This window comes from Ruegeria sp. I1 (assembly GCF_056532675.1).
In genome coordinates this window covers 278,207-297,732 of sequence record NZ_JBQFNM010000001.1, presented here as the reverse complement: position 1 = coordinate 297,732, position 19,526 = coordinate 278,207, and the positions used below count along the sequence as shown (strand labels likewise).

General features: G+C 57.0%; 19 protein-coding genes and 1 pseudogene. 10 read left to right on the top strand and 10 right to left on the bottom strand.

Features of this window, described 5'->3' with window-relative positions; translation table 11 throughout:
- Positions 1-8 precede the first annotated feature (8 nt).
- Positions 9-410 carry a hypothetical protein gene (locus tag ACR0DH_RS01490; RefSeq protein WP_480546628.1) on the top strand — a complete coding sequence of 134 codons (402 nt, stop codon included), beginning with the start codon at positions 9-11 and terminating at the stop codon, positions 408-410.
- 3 nt (positions 411-413) lie between these two features.
- Here ACR0DH_RS01490 and ACR0DH_RS01485 read toward each other — a convergent pair whose 3' ends face one another.
- Both ACR0DH_RS01485 and ppk2 read right to left on the bottom strand, forming a co-directional pair.
- Complete coding sequence (locus ACR0DH_RS01485) at positions 414-1,778, bottom strand: MATE family efflux transporter (protein WP_480547288.1); 1,365 nt, start codon at positions 1,776-1,778, stop codon at positions 414-416.
- A 121-nt stretch (positions 1,779-1,899) separates the two neighbouring features.
- Positions 1,900-2,820, bottom strand: coding sequence for a polyphosphate kinase 2 (gene ppk2 / locus ACR0DH_RS01480; RefSeq protein ID WP_480546626.1), 921 nt, complete (start codon positions 2,818-2,820; stop codon positions 1,900-1,902).
- Positions 2,821-2,943: 123 nt separating this feature from the next.
- On the opposite strand from ppk2, the gene ACR0DH_RS01475 reads away from it, so the two are divergent.
- The gene (locus tag ACR0DH_RS01475) at positions 2,944-3,819 is read left to right on the top strand and encodes an alpha/beta fold hydrolase (RefSeq protein WP_480546624.1); all 876 of its coding nucleotides are present in this window, start codon (positions 2,944-2,946) and stop codon (positions 3,817-3,819) included.
- A 4-nt stretch (positions 3,820-3,823) separates the two neighbouring features.
- Here the strand turns inward: ACR0DH_RS01475 and ACR0DH_RS01470 are convergent, their stop codons facing one another.
- Positions 3,824-4,432 carry a carboxymuconolactone decarboxylase family protein gene (locus ACR0DH_RS01470; protein ID WP_480546622.1) on the bottom strand — a complete coding sequence of 203 codons (609 nt, stop codon included), beginning with the start codon at positions 4,430-4,432 and terminating at the stop codon, positions 3,824-3,826.
- Between the two features lie 168 nt (positions 4,433-4,600).
- Between ACR0DH_RS01470 and ACR0DH_RS01465 the strand changes: the two genes are divergently transcribed.
- The 3 genes from ACR0DH_RS01465 (at position 4,601) to ACR0DH_RS01455 (ending at position 8,581) form a co-directional block, all read left to right on the top strand.
- Positions 4,601-5,593, top strand: coding sequence for a Hint domain-containing protein (locus ACR0DH_RS01465; protein ID WP_480546621.1), 993 nt, complete (start codon positions 4,601-4,603; stop codon positions 5,591-5,593).
- Between the two features lie 160 nt (positions 5,594-5,753).
- Positions 5,754-7,712 carry a DNA topoisomerase IV subunit B gene (gene parE, locus ACR0DH_RS01460; RefSeq protein ID WP_480546619.1) on the top strand — a complete coding sequence of 653 codons (1,959 nt, stop codon included), beginning with the start codon at positions 5,754-5,756 and terminating at the stop codon, positions 7,710-7,712.
- The gene (locus tag ACR0DH_RS01455) at positions 7,709-8,581 is read left to right on the top strand and encodes a hypothetical protein (RefSeq protein WP_480546617.1); all 873 of its coding nucleotides are present in this window, start codon (positions 7,709-7,711) and stop codon (positions 8,579-8,581) included. Before parE ends, ACR0DH_RS01455 begins: the two co-directional genes overlap by 4 nt.
- Before the next feature lie 128 nt (positions 8,582-8,709).
- On the opposite strand, the gene ACR0DH_RS01450 is transcribed toward ACR0DH_RS01455, so the two are convergent.
- Complete coding sequence (locus ACR0DH_RS01450) at positions 8,710-9,549, bottom strand: EamA family transporter (protein WP_480546616.1); 840 nt, start codon at positions 9,547-9,549, stop codon at positions 8,710-8,712.
- A 91-nt stretch (positions 9,550-9,640) separates the two neighbouring features.
- The gene (locus tag ACR0DH_RS01445; protein WP_480546614.1) at positions 9,641-10,411 is read right to left on the bottom strand and encodes an alpha/beta hydrolase; all 771 of its coding nucleotides are present in this window, start codon (positions 10,409-10,411) and stop codon (positions 9,641-9,643) included.
- Positions 10,412-10,515: 104 nt separating this feature from the next.
- On the opposite strand from ACR0DH_RS01445, the pseudogene ACR0DH_RS01440 reads away from it, so the two are divergent.
- A pseudogene (locus ACR0DH_RS01440) lies at positions 10,516-11,262 on the top strand (hypothetical protein); the annotation flags it as partial.
- Between the two features lie 7 nt (positions 11,263-11,269).
- Here the strand turns inward: ACR0DH_RS01440 and ACR0DH_RS01435 are convergent.
- Entirely contained in the window at positions 11,270-11,944 is a 675-nt protein-coding gene (locus ACR0DH_RS01435; RefSeq protein ID WP_480546612.1) for a TIGR04283 family arsenosugar biosynthesis glycosyltransferase, read from the bottom strand.
- 73 nt (positions 11,945-12,017) lie between these two features.
- On the opposite strand from ACR0DH_RS01435, the gene ygfZ reads away from it, so the two are divergent.
- Complete coding sequence (gene ygfZ / locus ACR0DH_RS01430) at positions 12,018-12,755, top strand: CAF17-like 4Fe-4S cluster assembly/insertion protein YgfZ (RefSeq protein ID WP_480546610.1); 738 nt, start codon at positions 12,018-12,020, stop codon at positions 12,753-12,755.
- A gap of 111 nt (positions 12,756-12,866) precedes the next feature.
- The gene (locus ACR0DH_RS01425; RefSeq protein ID WP_480546608.1) at positions 12,867-13,808 is read left to right on the top strand and encodes an ABC transporter transmembrane domain-containing protein; all 942 of its coding nucleotides are present in this window, start codon (positions 12,867-12,869) and stop codon (positions 13,806-13,808) included.
- Between the two features lie 62 nt (positions 13,809-13,870).
- Here the strand turns inward: ACR0DH_RS01425 and efp are convergent, their stop codons facing one another.
- On the bottom strand, positions 13,871-14,434 hold the full coding sequence (gene efp / locus ACR0DH_RS01420; RefSeq protein ID WP_480542209.1) for an elongation factor P: 564 nt from the start codon (positions 14,432-14,434) through the stop codon (positions 13,871-13,873).
- Positions 14,435-14,652: 218 nt separating this feature from the next.
- Between efp and ACR0DH_RS01415 the strand changes: the two genes are divergently transcribed.
- Positions 14,653-14,973, top strand: a complete 321-nt coding sequence (locus ACR0DH_RS01415) for a DUF6280 family protein (protein WP_008757056.1) — start codon at positions 14,653-14,655, stop codon at positions 14,971-14,973.
- Between the two features lie 78 nt (positions 14,974-15,051).
- On the opposite strand, the gene ACR0DH_RS01410 is transcribed toward ACR0DH_RS01415, so the two are convergent.
- A complete protein-coding gene (locus ACR0DH_RS01410) occupies positions 15,052-15,621 on the bottom strand; it encodes a cobalamin biosynthesis protein CobQ (protein WP_480546606.1) in 570 nt (189 codons plus the stop codon).
- A gap of 59 nt (positions 15,622-15,680) precedes the next feature.
- Between ACR0DH_RS01410 and ACR0DH_RS01405 the strand changes: the two genes are divergently transcribed.
- Entirely contained in the window at positions 15,681-17,138 is a 1,458-nt protein-coding gene (locus tag ACR0DH_RS01405; protein ID WP_480546604.1) for a cobyric acid synthase, read from the top strand.
- A 4-nt stretch (positions 17,139-17,142) separates the two neighbouring features.
- On the opposite strand, the gene ACR0DH_RS01400 is transcribed toward ACR0DH_RS01405, so the two are convergent.
- A complete protein-coding gene (locus tag ACR0DH_RS01400; protein ID WP_480546602.1) occupies positions 17,143-17,979 on the bottom strand; it encodes a hypothetical protein in 837 nt (278 codons plus the stop codon).
- 74 nt (positions 17,980-18,053) lie between these two features.
- Entirely contained in the window at positions 18,054-19,472 is a 1,419-nt protein-coding gene (locus tag ACR0DH_RS01395) for a TolC family outer membrane protein (RefSeq protein WP_480546600.1), read from the bottom strand.
- Between the last annotated feature and the right edge of the window lie 54 nt (positions 19,473-19,526).

Here is a 19,526-nt window from a genome sequence, read left to right as displayed (position 1 = left end):
AGGCCTTGATGACAGCGGAACTGCCCGAATATTACTTTCGTGTCCGCGAGAATGGCGCGGCTGTGTTCAAGGTCGACACCGAAAACCGCCAGCGGCGGATCGAGATGGACCAGATCGCGGTGATCAACATCCGCAACGGTGAGGTCAAGCCGCATGGTCAGCGCAGCCTGACCGATGCCGACAAGGCTGAGATTGCGCGATGGATGGATGATCGCAAGGCCCTGCTGGCCCGGCGTGACATAGATGATATCCACCGGGCGGTTGATTATCTGAACGTGACAACGCAATGGGCTCAATCCAAAGCCACCGACGACCAATTGGACGACGTCACCGACCGGCTCTTGATGGCGATGCACGATCTGCGATCTGTGCTGGTTCGAAAAAAGGCGGATCGACTGGAAAAGGGCTAACAGTTACTCAGCCGGAACACCCACTTCACGCACGGATCGCATCCAGAACCGCGCCATCAGCAGTATGGCTGCACATGCAAGCCCCAGAACCAGGCCCATCCACACGCCAATGCCATCCATGCCTCGGACAAAACCAAAGTAATAGGAAGATGGAAGGCCAACGACCCAGTAGCTCAGCCCGGCCATGACCATAGGAATCTTGGCATCCTGCAAGCCACGCAGCAGGCCCAGCGCAATGACCTGAGCGCCATCGACCAGTTGAAACAGCGCTGCCATGGCGAGCAACCCAGTTCCGATGGCCAGTATCTGGCCACGCTGTGGGTCATCAGATTCCATAAACAGGGAAATCAAAGGCTCGGCACAGGTGAGGAACAGGATCACCGTCATAACGGACATAACCAGTGACATGATGGTCACTGCGATGGCGCCTTTTTCAAGATGCGCACGATCTCGCCGCCCCAGAGCATTGCCAGCCCGAATGGTAGCCGCGTTCGATAGACCCAGATGCACCATGAAAGTGGCAGATGCGAGGTTCAACGCAATCCCATGCGCCGCCAGAGGCACTTGACCCAGCCATCCCATCATGACCGCCGAAGTGGCGAACAGTGTGACCTCGGCCAGCGTTGTCAATCCGATCGGTACGCCAAGACGCAGAACGCTTCCAAACATCTCCCAATCCGGGCGCCAGAAGCGCTGGAACAGGTTGTATTGAGGCAATACGTAAACCGCATAGGCAACAACCGCGACCAGCGACACAATCTGAGTGACCACTGATGCAATGGCCGCGCCCATCACCCCAAGCTCTGGCGCGCCCCAGTTCCCGAAAATCAAGGCATAGTTGGTCACGCCATTCACCAGGGCAGCAACAACCGTGATCCACAGGACGATCTGGGTGCGTTCCAACGCCGCTAAATAGGATTTCAACACCATGACCAACAGCGCCGGGAACAGCCCCCATCCCGCCACGCGCAGGTATTGTGCGGCAGTTTCAGCCACTTGTGGCTCTTGCCTCAAGGCAATCAAGATCGGATAGGACCACCACAGTAATGGCATAACGAGCGCTGCATAAAGCAGCGATAGCCACAGCCCCATGCGTGTCGAGCGACGGATACTGGTTTCATCCTCTTCGGCTGCCGCAGTGGCAACCATTGGCATCACAGCCCAACCAAACCCGGCCCCGAACAGGAACAGAACAAAGAAATAGCTGCTGGCCAGCGTCACCGCCGCTAGGGCCTCGACCCCGTACCAGCCCAGCATGACAGTATCGGTCAAACCGATGGCAAACTGCGCCAGATGCCCGCCGATCAACGGCAAGCCCAGCAAAGCGATGGCCTTGAAATGGGCCGGATATGTCATCACCTTGTTCATCCGACCAGCCATATGCGCGGCCCGAAGCCGGGGCAAGAGCGGATCAGATAAATATCGTCATGAGACTTATTCGCTGATGCATGGCTGTGGGCTTCACAACCTCAAAACCTATTCTGTAATTTCATGAGCCGGGATGCAGCGAGGCACCCAGAATATGTTCGGACTGGTGAATCACGTGATGGGCTTGACCGACAATCAGAGGGTCGGGCTCACCAACGATCGCTTCGTTTTTCTCGGGATAGTCAAGCGTCGCCAGAAAGTGGCGCATGCAATTCAATCGCGCGCGTTTCTTGTCGTTCGATTTGACAATGGTCCAGGGCGCATCGGCAGTGTCAGTATAGAAGAACATCGCCTCTTTCGCCTCGGTATAGTCGTCCCATTTGTTCAAGCTGGCCTTGTCGATGGGCGACAATTTCCACTGTTTCAACGGATCGGTTTCGCGGCTTTTGAACCGGCGTTGTTGTTCATCCTGCGTGACCGAGAACCAGTATTTGTACAGCTGAATACCCGACCGGACCAGCATCCGCTCCAGATCCGGTGTCTGGCGCATGAATTCCAGATATTCATTCGGCGAGCAAAACCCCATCACACGCTCAACCCCGGCCCGGTTGTACCAGGACCTGTCATAGAACACCATTTCCCCGACTGTCGGCAGCTCCTGGACATAGCGTTGATAGTACCACTGACCTTTTTCTTCCCAGGTGGGTTTGTTCAAAGCCACAACGCGCGCCTGCCGCGGGTTCAAATGCTCCATGAATCGCTTGATTGTACCGCCTTTGCCAGCCGCATCGCGCCCTTCGAATAGCAGCACGAAACGCTGCCCCGTTTCCTGGGCCCAAAGCTGTACTTTCAGAAGCTCCGCCTGCAACAAAGCCTTCTGCGCCTCGTAGTCCTTGCGCGCCATCTTTTGCCCATAAGGGTATCTGCCACTTTCAAACGCCTTGCGTATCTTCTCGTGACTGGGTTGAGCAGCCTCCTGCTCCGGCTTTGAGACAATTTTGACAGAAGATTGCTTTCCTTCGCGTGCTGCTACGGCGTCCATGCAGTGTTTCCTTTCCCTCGTTGTTCCCGCACGGCTAGCAGAAAACAAGGAATTGCGCTTTGATCGGCATCAAATAGATGTGAGGAAAACCCATCATATCGCAGTTCAACAATCGGGGTAGAAATGGATACGGAATTCGCGGACCTGAACGGCCACCCCTTCCTATTGCGTCACTGGGGTGAAAGCGACAAACCACCATTGCTGATGTTGCATGGGTTTCCGGAATATGGCGGGGCTTGGAGCGATCTGGCCCCGCACCTATCCCACCGCTTTCATTGCATCGCCCCAGACCAGCGCGGTTACGGGCAAAGCTGGTGCCCTGAGGGTGTTGGCAACTACACCTTGTCCCAGTTGGTGTCAGATATGGTGGCTTTGATCGAACAACTTGGCGGTCCTATATGTGTCATAGGCCACGATTGGGGCGCGTCGGTGGCCTATGGGTTGGCGATGTTCCGCCCCGATCTGGTCAGCCGACTGATTATCGCAAACGGCGTCCACCCTGTGCCGTTTCAGCGCGCCATGGCGGCGGGTGGCGCGCAATCCAAAGCTTCGGCCTATATCAACGACCTGCGCGCGCCCGACGCAGCGCAGCGATTTTCCGCAGACCATTTCGCGCGCCTGGAACGTTTCTTTCGGTTCGGCATGGGGCTGGACTGGTTGTCTGATGCGCGGATGCAGGACTATCGCACAGAATGGGCCCGGCCCGGTCGGCTTGAGGCGATGCTGAACTGGTATCGCGCCTCACCACTTGTGGTCGCTAACCCAGGAGAACCGCGCGCTGACCTGCCCGAACTGCCCCTGGATCGCTTGCAGGTTCAATGTCCACATCTGTTGCTTTGGGGGTCGGATGACAAAGCGTTGTTACCCGAATCCACGGCCGGGCTTGAGGCCTTTGCCCCGGACCTGACCCGCATCGATATTCCTGACACAGATCACTGGCTGCATCACCAGCGGCCCGAGGTTGTTGCCCAGTCCATACTGGATTGGATCGCAGACTGAGCCCCTAGGTATGGCCCCAATCTTCGGGATCATCCGAGTTGTTTGGAGACAACCCGAGTACATCGCCATCGGTCGAGCAGCCCAGCCCCAAAACCGTCCGGTTAGCGTAGGAGAAATAGGCACAGACCTGATTGATCTCTAGTATTTCACCATCCTTCCACCCGGCATCGCGCAGGGCAATCACATCCGCTTCGACCATGTCCCCCGGCGCTTCGGTCAGTTTCCGGGCATAGTGCATCGCAGCAATCTGAGCCGGGTCCAAAGGCGCATCTTCGGCACGCCGCGCCTCAATCGCTGCACGAATAGCGTCCCCGCGCGGCGCATCGCGCAACAGTCGCTGCAAACCGCTGAAATGATGTTCAACGCAATAACCACAGCGATTGAGAGAACTGACCCAAACGCCCAAAACCTCAAGAAACCACTTTGGCACCGTGTTTCTGGAATGATGCAACACGGTCTTATAGATCGCCATATGGCCTTCCATCGAATGCGGGCGCAGGGAATGCACCATCATGATGTTATCCACGTTGTTGTTCGGTCCGGTCACCCGGTCATAGAGTTTTCGCAGCCGCCCTGTGGCCTGCTCAAACGGTACGGTTTTGATCCAGCTCATACGCAACCTGCCTAGTTGATCCCGCCTGCAGGTTACTCGTAAATCTCTGAGCTATCGAGAGAAACCGGAATTCGCTGCGCTTGTGTTGAACATCATTATGCTTTTGCACCTATTTCGTGTATGATGAAGTTATACTTTCATTAAAGTTGTTTATCGCGAGTAAATCAGATGAAATTTGTCACGATACTCGAAATCAATGTCGACCCGCTGAGCTCGACCAATGTTACGGTTCTGAACGCGTTTCAAGTCGCGGTCATCGACAATGACGACACCTTGGAAGATCCCGATGCCGATGGTGGCCCGCAGCTGGATGTTTCAGGTGTCCCCGGCTTTATAGGCAACTCGACCAACTTTCAGACCTTCGAGACCTATAGTGGCACAGTCGGCGGTTCACCCGTCACGTTCACGCTGCTTCAGTTTTCGAACCCGCAATACATCATCGTCACCTCTGGTACGGCAAATGTTGGCGATACAATCGCAAACACCAACAACAGCATCGTCACCGCTCCGCCCGTCGACTACGACACACTGCCATCCTTTGTTTGCTTTACCGCCGGATCTTTGATCCTGACCCCATACGGCGAACGGCGCATTGAAACCCTCAGGCCCGGAGACCCCGTCATCGTCGCAGATGGCAGCAGCCGTCCTGTGCGCTGGATCGGTCGGCGGCGTCTCTCCTCGGCTGAGTTGAGGCAATCCCCAAGATTCTGCCCGATCCGCATAGGTAAAGACAGTTTATCGCCGGGATGCCCTGCGCGCGACCTGCTGGTTTCCCCGCAGCATCGGATCGTCGTGTCCTCACACCAGATGCAACTGTATTTTGGAGATAGGGTGATGCTTGCGCCGGCCAAAGGGCTTGTTGACGGGCAATCTGTTACGCAGGATCCGCCAGATCAAGACGTCGAGTATATCCATATCCTGTTTGACCAACATGAGCTGGTTCAGGTCGAAGGCCTTTGGTCTGAAACCTTTTTCCCCGGGGACACCAGCCTGGACGCGATGGCGCGCGAAACCAAGCGAGAGCTCTTTGAACTGTTTCCCGAACTGATGTCTCGCGATGGGCCATTCGGCGAAACGGTCCTTCCGGTTTTGAAACCGCGGGAAGTGCAGATGTTGCACCCCACACTTCGTGCCCCTGCAGGAAATCCCATCGCCTTATAGCGGTAGAACCAATAAAGTCCGCGAACGCGACCCGGTTGCTGCAGAACGGCATGATAGGTCAATTGAGGCGTGCAAATTGCACACAACACCTCGTGGCCCTCTTCCCCCGAACCACATCCCCTGCCATAATGGGGGAAACTCAAGAACAAGAGCAGCACCCATGCCCGACGATCTGTTGACGCCCGAAGCAACCACCACCTATGACGCCTCCTCGATCGAGGTGCTGGAAGGGCTGGAACCTGTTCGCAAACGCCCCGGTATGTATATCGGCGGGACCGATGAGCGCGCGTTGCACCATATGGTGGCCGAAATCCTCGACAACTCGATGGATGAGGCGGTCGCAGGCCACGCGAACCGGATCGAGGTTGAACTGCACGCCGATTACGCCCTGACCGTGCGCGACAACGGGCGCGGCATTCCGATCGACCCGCACCCGAAGTTCCCCGATAAATCGGCGCTTGAGGTTATCCTGTGTACCCTGCACGCGGGCGGTAAATTCTCGGGCAAGGCGTACCAGACTTCGGGCGGTCTGCACGGCGTGGGGGCTTCGGTGGTCAACGCGCTGTCGGATTCCATGGTCGTTCAGGTGGCCCGCGACAAGACGCTGTTTGAACAACGCTTTTCACGCGGCATTCCCCTTGGCCCCGTCGAAAAGGTCGGCGCGGCCCCCAACCGACGCGGCACAACTGTCACCTTCCACGCCGATGCCGAGATCTTCGGCCATCACAAGTTCAAACCGGCCCGGCTGTTCAAATCCATCCGCTCCAAGGCCTATCTGTTCTCGGGCGTGGAAATCCGCTGGAAATCTGCCATTGATGACGGCGAAACGCCGACCGAAGCCACGTTCCACTTCCCCGGCGGCCTGTCCGATTACCTCAAGGAAACGATGAACGGCTCGTCCACCTATGCCGAGCAGCCCTTTGCGGGCACCGTGGACTTTCAGGAAAAATTCGGCACCCCCGGCAAGGTCGAATGGGCGATCAACTGGACACCCTCGCGCGATGGGTTCATCCAGTCCTACTGTAACACCGTGCCAACGCCCGAGGGTGGCACACATGTTGCGGGGTTCTGGGCGGCGGTCCTCAAGGGGATCAAGGCTTACGGTGAGCTGATCAACAACAAGAAGGCCGGACAGATCACGCGCGACGATCTGGTCACCGGGGGCTGCGCACTGGTGTCCTGTTTTATATCAGAACCAGAATTTGTGGGTCAGACCAAAGATCGCCTTGCCACGGTCGAGGCACAGCGACTGGTCGAGAATTCTGTCCGCGACCATTTCGATAACTGGCTGGCCGCGGACACGAAATCCGCCGGCGCGATCCTGGATTTCCTCATCCTGAGGGCTGAGGAACGCCTGCGCCGACGGGCCGAGAAGGAAACACAACGCAAGTCCGCCACTAAGAAACTTCGTCTCCCCGGCAAGTTGGTGGACTGTAGTAGTTCAACACGCGACGGAACGGAATTATTCATCGTCGAGGGCGATTCTGCGGGCGGATCTGCAAAAATGGGTCGCGACCGAAAAACACAGGCCCTGCTGCCCCTGCGCGGCAAAATCCTGAACGTGCTGGGCGCGGCCAGTTCCAAGCTGGGCACCAATGCCGAGATCAACGATCTGACCCAAGCACTGGGTGTGGGCCTTGGCACCAAGTTCAATGTCGACGACCTGCGCTATGACAAGATCATCATTATGACCGACGCGGACGTGGACGGGGCGCATATCGCCTCATTGCTGATGACGTTCTTCTTCACCCAGATGCGGCCCATGATCGATGCGGGCCACCTGTATCTGGCCTGCCCGCCTCTGTACCGCCTGACCCAGGGCGCCAAACGCGTCTATTGCCTGGACGAGGCCGAGCGTGACGAGTGGCTTGAGAAAGGCCTGGGCGGCAAGGGCAAGATCGACGTCTCGCGCTTCAAAGGTCTGGGCGAAATGGACGCCAAGGACCTGAAAGAGACCACGATGGACCCGGCGTCTCGGAAATTGATCCGCGTCACGATTGATGAGGACGAACCCGGCGAGACCGGCGATCTGGTCGAGCGCCTAATGGGCAAAAAACCCGAACTGCGGTTCCAATACATTCAGGAGAACGCGCGGTTTGTGGAGGAGTTGGATGTTTGAATGACATCTATGAAAGACTTTTTGAAAGTTCAAAGTTCTTCGGAACCGAAGCCGTAATAAACGCAGTAGATGCTCACTCATGTGATGCCACCAGATGGCCATTGGCGATGTTGCACTTGGTAACAAGCTTCGAATTGGCAGCAAAGGCGCTACTAGCTAAACAGCACCCTGTATTTGTAGACGAGCGAATTGAAGGAGGAGAGAAGACAGTCACCATACATGGAGCTTTTAAACGGCTCCAAAGAGCAGATATCTATGGACTTCACCTTTCAGACAAAGACAAGAAGCGAATTGAAAGCGCGGTCAAGATACGCAATGGCATTGCCCACGGACTAGGAGCAACGAACAATACGTCTACTGAAGCAAAATTCTTTGAAGTGTTTGCCTATTTGCGTGATTTTCACAGGCTTCATCTGAAACACAACATCTTGGATGAAGTAGATATAACAACTACCGCGAGATTGCTCTCAATTAAGAAGCAGGTCTACGAAATTGAAAAACGTGCTTCTGACAATCTGAATCCAAAAGAAGCGGTTTGGTACTGTCCTGAGTGCGACAAAGAATACACCGTTGAAAGAGACGGTGAATTTATCTGTCTTTATTGCCATTTAGAGTCTCCCTCTTTTGCGTGCCAACGTTGCTCGGAAACGCTTCCAGAGTGGGAGGCACTCAACACAGAGGAGCTATTTGAATGGGAGTTCTCGGAAGGCAGGGCAGACCTAGTAACCAACTACGGTATCGGAGAGGAAAAAGTCTGCCCAGACTGTTTTAATGAATTGCAGGAGGAGGTTGACGAAATTGCTCGTGAAGACGAATGGCGGCAGGCTGAAGAAGAATACCAATACTATATGTTAAACCAACCACAGTAGGAGCATGGTAAGTGCTTGAAACTAGTTCAGATCGGGTGCATTCTTGATGCTTTGCATCAAGCAATAGGTGGACAATCGCGCAGGGCGTTTCCACACCCCATAGGCCGGGCTTCAGCCCGGCACACCCCTCACACCGCCAACCCGATCAGGGCCACTCCGCCCGCCATCAGGACCGCAGCCCCCAGACGGCGCATCCAGTTGCCCTCGTGCAAAAACACAAACCCGATCAGCGCCGCGAAGATCACCGAAGTTTCGCGCAAGGCCGACACGGCCCCCAAAGGCGCAAAGTTCTTGGCATAGAGCACCAGACCATAGGCCGTCATCGACACCAGCCCTCCAAGGATGCCGATCATCCAGACCTTGGCGGGCAGCGCCGCCAGCGTGTCTCGCTTGCGCACCCCCACGAACCCCGCGATGAACAGGTGCAGGAACGCGCCCCAGGCCCAGTAGCTGAGCGTATTGCCCGACAGCCGCACACCGATCCCGTCGACCACCGAATAGATCGAGATGCAGAACCCCGTGCCCAGCGCAAAGCCCAGCGCGCTGCGCCCAACGCCGGATCGCAGGGCGCTCCAACTGCTCAGCTGGATGCCCAGCGCGATCAGGGCGATCCCGCCCCAGGCTTGCAGGGGCAAAACCTCACCCACCAGCAGCATGGCCCAGAGCGAAACCAGTGCAGGCACGATGCCGCGCGCGATTGGGTAAACGACGCTGAGGTCGCCGTGCTGATAGGCTTTGCCCAGCATGAAATAATAGCCGAAATGCACAACGGTCGAGAGAGCGATGTAGATGAAGCTCTCAGCGCTCGGTAGTGGCAGCAACAGGATCATCACCGAGGCTGGGATGACATGCCCAAACGCCACAAGACCCAACGTCGTCGTCCGGTCCGCAGCCGTTTTGACAATGGCATTCCAGACCGCGTGCAGCAAAGCCGCCGTAAGAATGATGAGGATGACAAACAGGGTCACGCTTGTGCCTTCCGCGCTGAATATTCGCCCTGATAGGGTCAGCACCGCAGGTTGCACAGTGTTCAGGCGATCTCAATACGGGATGTGTGGCTTAACCCAGCTTTTCCTGAAGCCAATCGGCAATTTGGGTGGCTGGCCCCTCCCACCCAGGCTCCATGAACAGGAAGTGCGCGTGGTTTTCGACCGGCAGGAAGGTCGCGCGATCCCCGTAAAGTTTCGCCAGCGCGCGGCAGGTGTTGGGGTTCACGGCCCGGTCCTCGGTGCCGGAAACGATCAGCACCGGGCAGTCAACCTTGTCGATATCCACCTTCATCGCGTGGTGATCATCGAACATCCAAAAGAACATCTCGAACATTACGCGACCGCTTTCCGCGCCCAATCGGTCGAACACCTCATGCTGCTGCGCCTCGGGCATCTTGTTCAGTGCAAAGGGGGCCATCAGGTCGAACTCGACCCGCATGGGCTGTTTCCAGAACGCCCCGCCCTCCATCAAAGCGCGTGGCACGGCGCGTTCGTCATCGGTTTCAGGCAACGTCCCCCACGCCGCGTTCGGGTTGATCAATATAATTGCGCTGGCCAACCCACGTGCTGCGACCTGCTGCGCCACAACACCTGCAATGGCGTGCCCTAGAAGGACAGGTTTGCTGTCCAAACCTTCGACAAATGCTGCGATGTCATCTGTGTAGTCCGCGACGCTGGTGTCGATCAGTCCCGGATCCGGCTCGTCCTGTGGATTGCCGCCGTGATACCGCAGAGCCGGAGTATGGACCGTCCAACCGCGCGCACGGAAGAAATCGGCGTAATCCTTCATGCACCACGGACCCGCAAACGCGCCATGTATCAGAACAATGTCGTTGGTCACGAATACCTCCTGACTGCTTAGGTCCAGTATGAGCATCCTGTAAGACGAAACAACTGCATGTGATCCCGGTTGCGCAGCGCATTGCAGCGCCTAAACTTGGTATCATGACATTTGTGACCGAAAACCAGTTGCCCCTGCTTATCCTGTTCTTTGTGCTGGGACTGGTCGGAACCGGCTTTCTGTTCCGCAAACCCGCAGGTCACCGGGCGTGGAAACTGGCTGATCTGGTCTGGGTCGTGCTGGGCGGTATCGGTGCTTTGGTCGCTGTTCTGGCGGGTCTTTATACGGCCGATAGCTCTCGTCTGGATCGGCAGATTGATGTGGCCTATGCAGCCTCATCCGCCTTTGATCGCGATGCGGCGCGCTTCAGGTTGCGGTTCTGCGATCCCGCTTATGACCCCGACACGGGCGTTCTGTGCGAAAAGGTCGAGTTTCTGTCGGCCTCCACCGCCAGCAATGCCGATCTACCCCTTTTCATCGAGGTCACAAATGAGGTCGCCCCCCTGCAAGGGCTGCATTTCCTGTTTGGGCGGCAAGAGAAGGATGAGATGGAGCAGATGTCAGCAAAGGCGGATGCGTTCGACATCGATCAGTTCCTGGTTTTCACGTCATTGGACGACGACACGCAGACCGCGATTGACAACATGCGCCGCAAAGTGCCTGCGATTGCAGGAGACTACCTGATCCTCGCTCAGAGTTATGATGATCTAATCGAGCAAGTCGGCAAGTTGAAGGACGAATGGGAGTATTTGCAGTCCAACGCACATATTCTGGTGCTTCAGATCGTTGCGTTGTGTCTGGTCAGCTTTGCCGCGCCCTTCAGGCTGGGCAAATCTATTGTCGAACTGCGCACTTCCTTTAGCGCCGATACATCTGAGCAAGATGTTCCGGATCAGCCCCAAGAAGATAGCGCACCAGGGTCCACAGATTCCGACTCCCCCGCCGCAGCCAACCCGACCGCTCATAACGCTCCGCACTCGTGACGGCGCAGGCCTGTAGCAGCGTGATCCGAGGCAGCGCGCGCGCAAGAGCCACGTCCTCCATCAATGGCTGGTCCTTATAGCCCCCGGCACGCAGATAGACATCGCGCGGAACCAACAAACCCTGATCGCCATAAGGCAAGCTGAACAAGCCGCTGCGCAGGTTGGCCCAACCGGCGACCCAGCGCGGGGCCAATCCCTTGGTGCGAAATGACAGCCGAAACGCCGCTGGGGATTGTAAAGCCAGATGGTCCACCACGGGTTTCGTCCAACCTGGTTCCAGCACAGTATCGGCGTGCAAAATCAACACCCAATCACCCCTGGCCAGGGCACAGCCACGCCGTAACTGTCCCCCGCGCGAGGCGGGTCCGTCGACCAGCTCTGCCCCGGCTTCTTCAGCGATCTTCGGTGTTAGATCGGTCGAGCCACCATCGCTGATGATCAGTTCACGGATCAAGCCTGCATGCAGCCCCTCCATCAGGGCCTGCAAACAAGCGGGCAGCGTTGGTTCTGCATTCAATGTCGGGATCACGATGCTGATCGGCGCGGGCACAGCTGATAACCTCTGGTCTTGGCAGCAGAACTTCCTATATCACGAGGCCAGAGCAAATGACGAGGACCCTGCCATGCCCAATCGCCGCATCCTGCGCCTGACCGGCTCGGACACCGAGAGTTTTTTGCAGGATCTGATCACCAACGATATTGGTGGACTGGAGGCCGGGCTGGTCTATGCGGCGCTTCTGAACCCTCAGGGCAAGTATCTGGCTGATTTCTTTCTCAAGCGAGACGGTGACGCCGTACTGCTGGACGTTGCGGAAGAATTGGGCGACGGGCTGGCAAAACGGCTGGGCATGTACAAGCTGCGGGCAGATGTGGCGATTGAGCCCGCGGGCTTGAACCTCCAGCGTGGCACGGGGCCTGCGCCCGAAGGCGCCCTGCCCGATCCGCGCGATGCGGACATGGGCTGGCGCGTTTACACCGATGGGCCCGAAGGTGATGACGGGACCGATTGGGATGCCATCCGTGTGCGTCATTGTATTCCCGAAAGCGGGATAGAACTGCATCCGGACAGCTACATCCTTGAGTCGCGTTTCGAAGACCTGAACGGCGTGGATTTCAAAAAAGGCTGCTATGTCGGGCAAGAGGTTACCGCCCGGATGAAACACAAGACCGAGCTACGCAAAGGACTGTGCCGGGTTCGGGTTGAAGGTAGCGCGCCAGCAGGAACCGAGATCAAAGCTGACGGGAAACCGGCGGGGATTCTGTTCACTCAATCCGGGGCGCATGGGATCGCACATCTGCGCTTCGATCGTGCCAAAGGCGAAATGCGTGCCGAGGGTGCAGTGATCACACGCGCCGACTAGACCCGCGCTGTTGCCGATGCGTTACGCTTGAACGCGGCTCAGCCGCGGACAGGTTTGATCTGCTGTCCCGCACTGCCAAACTGAGGGCGTCGAAACCATCCGGGTGCCGTCATGCTAAAGCTCTACACCGCAATCTGGCGCGCTAGCGCAGGGCGGCAGATTATTCTGATCCTGCTCTCACTGGCCGTTGCTGCACTGGCTGCGGTTCCACTGGAGTTTCAGCGTGACATCATCAACCACCTGACCTCGACCGATGTGGGGATCGAGCGGCTGGTTCTGTTGGGCCTTGGCATGATGGGTGTCATTCTTCTAAGCCTCGCGCTGAAATGGGTCTTGGGGTACCGTGCCGGAACCCTGGGCGAGGACCTGATCCGCCTGATCCGCCAGCGCCTTTTGTGGCGTTCGACTGATTTGAACTCATCAGGTGAAACCGTCCGCAAGGGCGCAATGAGCACCGCGATATCGGCCGAGGCCGAGGAGCTCGGGAAATTTGCAGGTGGTGCGTTCTCGGATCCGGTGGTGCAGATCGGCACCCTGATCAGCGTGATCGGCTATATCTCCTCGACTCAACCAGGGCTTGGGATGATTGCGTTTTCGATGATCGTGCCACAAATCGTTATCGTCTTGATGTCGCAACGAAAAGTGAACGTCTTTGTCGCTGAACGTGTCCGTGTTCTGCGACAGGCCACTGACACTCTGACCACTGATGATTTGAAAGCGGCCGAACATGATATCAACGCAATGTTTGACGACATATATGAAACGCGGCGGCGAATGTTTCTGTGGAAACTATCAGCCAAATTTCTCCTGAGCGTCATCAACGGTGCAGGTACTGTCGGCGTTCTGATGCTGGGCGGCTGGTTGGTGCTTCAGGGCCGAACCGATGTGGGCACCGTGGTGGCCGCCACCAGTGGGCTCAGCCGAATTCAGGGGCCAACGTCGTTCCTGATCGCCTTCTACCGGCAAGTTAGTGCGAACCGTATCAAGTATGAGCTGATGCTTGAGTTGTTCGGCCCTGACCCGTCGCACTATCGTCGGATACACAAACCATAAGAAAAGACCGCGCAGCTGGTGCTTGCGCGGTCTTTTGGGTCCATGGAACGCTTGATGCAGTGTTACGCGCGTTCGGAGTATTCCATGGTCTCGGTGTTTACGATGATCATCTCATCCTGCCCGACAAAGGGCGGCACCATGACCTTGACACCATTGTCTAAAATCGCCGGTTTGAACGAGTTCGCTGCGGTCTGACCTTTGACCACCGGCTCGGTCTCGACAATCTTGCAAGTCACCTTTTGCGGCAGCGTCGCGTTCAACGCCTCGCTTTCATAAAATTCTACAACGATTGTCATGCCGTCCTGCAGAAACGGGCGCCGTTCGCCCAGCAGGTCAGCTGGCAGTTCGATCTGTTCATAGGTCTCGGCATCCATGAACACCAGCATGCCATCGGACTCGTACAGGAACTGCTGATCCTTCTGCTCAAGGCGCACGCGTTCGACCTTATCCGCAGAACGGAACCGTTCGTTCAGCTTGGACCCATTGCGCAAGTTGCGCAGCTCGACCTGAGCAAAAGCGCCGCCTTTACCGGGCTTTACGTGGTCCACCTTTACAGCTGCCCACAGCCCGTCGTTATGCTCAAGCACATTGCCGGGGCGAATTTCGTTCCCATTTATCTTGGGCATTACATATTTCCTTCACAAACGGTTGATGCGTCAGTTGCCGTCCCTATATCTGGCAGGACCAACCCTGACAAGACAACGACACTTAGTGCTGCACCCGCAGCAAGCTATGCACACGACGCAACGCAACTATGCATTTTAGGTGTATCCGAATCGCACCTAATAGGTCATAAGGACCGTCACGCCGAAAATGCAAGAGCAAGAACAACAAGGAAGACGAGATGAGAGATTTCGTTGACGGCACTGCCTTTAACAATGAGCAAGGCAATCGTGCTCGCAAACTTTTTGCAGCCGTTGTGTTGGCTGCGCTTGATGATGCTATCGCCGATGACAAGAAATACGGCAATGGCCCCGAACAGATCGCCCGCTGGGCCCGTTCGCGTGATGGGCGCGAAGTTCTATCCTGTGCCGGTATCGACCCCAACGAGCGGGTTGTCGGTGGCTTGATGGAGTTCGTCGGTCGTGGCGTGCGCACCTCTGTGGCGCTGTCGCGCGAAGAGAGCGAGCGTCGCAACGCCGCTCAGCAGGCCGAAGCAGCCTGAACCTGCAAATTGCCGGTTTGAAAAAACGCGCCCCTGTCACCGGGGCGCGTTTTTCTTTGTGTGATCAGAAGAATGCGGTCAGAAAAACCGCAACCATTGCCAAGCAGTCCAAAATTCAGCGCCCAGCAACACAGTGAAAAATACCTTGGCCGTGATCGAAAGGCCCCGGCGCCACAAAACCGCATAAGCGGCTGCGCAGATGAGGGTCGAGATCGGCACAACCCAGAATGCGTGATGCGTACTGTCCCAATAGCTGACTGGGCTATGAAAGACCCAGTCGCTGAGCGGCCAAAATTGCGGGCGCCCATCACCGGCGTGAAGCAGGAAATCCGTTGCCAGATGTAGCGATCCAGCAGAAGCCATCACAATCAGAAATGACCAGCCTCGCCACACGCCCAGTGTCAAAGCCAGCCCCCAAAGAATGAATGAATTGTCGATCGCAAAGATCGTCTGCCAAGTGGATGAGAAATAAAGCTCATCAAAGACGACATTTGGCGGGATACCCAGAATATAGAGTGATGTACCCGCCATCAGATAAAGCGACAGGTCTGGCAGCAACGACCCCAGCAAGGCGGCCCCCAGAATGCGCCCATGTGCGGGCCGAGCAAAAACGGCGGCGCCGATCAAAAGATGCGCGGGAGTGTTCATCCAGGGCTTTCCCTTCGGCGTCAAATCAGGTCATCTGCACGCCAGCATAGGAGACGACTATGGTTCGTGCCATCATGATACAGGGTACCGGCAGCAATGTCGGGAAATCGGTGCTCGTGGCCGGGCTGGCGCGCGCTTATACGCGGCGTGGGTTGAGAATTGCTCCGTTCAAACCGCAGAACATGTCGAATAATGCTGCGGTGACCGAAAACGGTGGTGAGATCGGTCGGGCGCAGGCACTGCAAGCGCGGGCTGCAAAACGTGCCACGCATACGGATATGAACCCGATCTTGCTGAAACCCGAAACCGACACCGGTGCTCAGATCATCGTGCAGGGGCAGCGCGCTGGGACCATGAAGGCCGGAGACTACCGCAAGGACAAATCCAAACTTTTGGACGCTGCTTTGGAAAGCTTCGACCGGCTTTGCAGTGATGCCGATCTGGTCCTGATCGAAGGGGCCGGCAGCCCCGCCGAGACCAACCTGCGCAAGGGCGACATCGCCAATATGGGCTTTGCCTGTGCGGCGGGTGTTCCGGTGGTTCTGGTCGGTGACATCCACCGGGGTGGCGTGATCGCGCAGATCGTTGGTACCCAGGCCGTACTGAATGACGGCGATCTGGCGATGATCAAGGGATTTGCCGTGAACCGGTTCAAGGGCGATGTGTCCCTTTTCGATGAAGGGCGCGATGACATTGCGGAACGCACCGGTTGGCCATGCTTGGGCGTTGTTCCCTGGTTTCACGATGCGTGGAAACTGCCCGCCGAAGACATGATGGACATTCGATCCCATACCGGCGGCGCCTGTAAGGTTGTGGTTCCTCAACTTGAGAGGATGGCCAATTTCGACGATCTGGACCCGTTATCCGCAGAATCCGGCGTGAGCGTCGAGATCATACCCGCAGGCCGCCCCTTGCCCGGCGATGCCGACCTTGTGTTACTGCCCGGCAGCAAATCCACCATCGGCGACCTGACCTATTTCAGGGCTCAGGGATGGGATATCGACCTGCTGGCGCATGTCCGTCGTGGCGGACATGTTCTGGGCCTGTGTGGCGGCTATCAGATGCTGGGCAAAACCATCGCTGATCCGGATGGCGTGGATGGTCGTCCAGGCACGATTGACGGGCTCGGCCTCCTAGATGTCGACACAGTCATGGCAGGCAAGAAACATGTGACGCTGACCGAAGCCATTGCCCTGCCCAACCGCGCGCCTGTCAGCGGGTATGAAATTCATATGGGCCGGACCGAAGGCCCGGATTGCGCACGTGCTTGGTTGGAGGTCGATGGTCGCCCCGAAGGGGCTGCAAGCGCAAACAACCGTATTCTGGGCAGCTACCTGCACGGCATATTCTCATCCGATGTGTTCCGCGCCCAATATCTGGCAACATTGGGTGTGAAATCTGAGAATGCGTATGAAGACGGGGTTGAGCAAACGCTTGATGCGCTGGCCGATCACCTGGAACAGACCATGGATTTAGACCTGTTGCTGGAACTGGCGCAGGCACCCAAGCGCGCCTGAGCGGCTATTCCAATTCCTGCGCAGCCAATGCGCGATAAATCTCGCGCCGCACCATTTTGCGGACATTGCGCGTGATCCGTTCGCCCAACGCGCCTTTCAGCTCTTCCCGTACGACCTCGGCGATCATTGAACGCAGCGCTTCTTCGTCGACTGACAATTCCCGAAGCTGCGCAGCCTCCTGTTCCGCAGCCTCGGTCACGGGCACAGCCTCGGCAGAGCGGATAAATGTGGCGGGCTGCGCCTCATCACTTTCTAACTCTTCTTGTTGAGGCGTTTCGATGACTGGTTCTTCGACGTCGGAAGCAACCTGATCGCTCTGGGGCAGTTCATCTTCTGGCTGTTCATCCAGAGAGGTTTGCCCATCACCTTCAGCAAATGCCGTACCCGTATCCCAGGACAGGCTTTGATTCGGTGTACCTGAATAGGCATCATCGCTGTCACCGTCAGGCTCCCACTGATCTTCAGTACGGGCAATGGCAGCTTCCAGCGCTTCAATCTTTGCGCTCAGGCTGAGTGTCGGGTCGTCCGAATGCTCATCCATCGCCACTTCGCTGGGGGTTTCCTGATCGGCGCCCGCATCATCTCGCACGATATCGCAGGCGCGCAGCAGCATTGGTTTTGCCGAAACTTCGGCACTGTATTCAGGTTCCAGTTTCAACGGGGCAGTTTCAGCCGCAGCGGGTTTTGAGATGCGCAGCGCATCCGTTAGCACCAAACGACCGGGTTTGCGCGCTTTGGCGCTTTGATCAGCCCCCTTGCCCGTTTTACCTTCTTCACTGACAAGACGTTTGACCGAAGACAAAACGTCTTCGATCCCGGCTTTTACGACATTATCCGCCATTTTTCTCTACCGCTCTATCCTCAGGGTAGAGTGTAGCCAATCCTGTCAAAGCGAACAACAGGTAGTATTGCCCGTCAGTCCCGGCGCAACGCTTTTAGCACGCGATCCAGATCCTTGCTCTGTTTGCTGACCTGCGCTGGTGCATTTTTGACCAGATTGTAGTACAGCGTCGGGTCGTAAATCTGCACAGCCAGTCCCAAACGTTCGGCCGTCAGAAGGCCCTGAGCCTGAAGCAGCTGATACGCGGCCAGCGAACGCTCGGTCCGCGATGCGATCTCAGCCAGTTGCGCATCCAGCAAATCCTGCTGGGCCGTCAACACATCCAATGTGGTTCGTGCACCAAGTGTGGCCTCTTCGCGGATACCGTCGAACGCCACCTGCGACGCGCGAACGCGCTCGGTCGATGCCGTCAGACTGGCTGTTGCAGTTTCAAACCGGACATAGGCATCGGTCACGCCCTGCGTGATATCTTTTTGCACATTCAACAGGTTCGCCCGCGACGCATCTCGGGTGGCCATGGCACGGCGGACAACCGCTGCCAATCGGCCACCAGCATAGATCGGCTGGCGGAAGATCAGCGAGACAGATGCGTTTTCGTTGTTGTCGTCATTGTCGTAGCTCTCAGTCAGACCGGCATCTGCACTCAAACTGACATTTGGACCAAGTCCGGCACGCTGCTGCTGAACGGTCAAATCCAAAGCGCGCACCTGATGCTGGGCCGACAAGATCGACGGATGATTGCGAAGCGCCAGATTGATCGCCTCGGACTGCGAGCGCGGTAAGTTTGGCAGGCTGGGCTGCCCCGTTGTGCGGCCCGGCAGTTTGCCGACGGCATTGACATACTCCGCTTGTGCCGTGCTCAGATCACCACGCGCATCGGCAAGATCCGCGCGCGAGCTTGCCAGCTGTGACTGCGACAAGGCCACGTCAGTCCGGGTCACTTCACCCACTTCGAAACGGTCATTCGATGCCCGCAGTTCTTCACTGGACAGATCGACGTTGTTTTGACGAATTTGAACTGTCTCTTCCTGCAAAAGCACATTCAGATAGGCGGTCGCCGCGCGGAATAGAACCTGTTGCTCGATATTGATCAGCGATTGACGTGTCGCCAGAACAGTTTCCTGCGCGGATTGCTTGCCAAGAACGGATGCGCCACCGTCATAGACCAACTGGCTCAGCGTCAGACCCGTGAAAAAATCTGTGGGCTCATTGCTTGATACAACGCCGCTGGTTCTGCTTCGGTTGTAAGTTTGCGTGACACGCACGGTCCAGTCGATGATGGGGCGCAGAGCAGCCAGCGCAATCGCCACGTCTTCATCTGCAGCCCGCAGCAGCGCGCGATTTTGCTCCAACAACCCGCTGGTGTTGTAGGCCCCGATAAACGCATCTGTAAGGTTATCAGCCCATGCCTGACGCAGCGGCATAACGCTTAAGGCCAGTCCTGCGGTCAATGCACACGCTCTGACCAGTTTGCCAGTCGACGTCCTACGCATCACCAAATCCTCTCAACTCAAAAAATTTCTGCCCTGTCGGCAATTTGCGCCGTC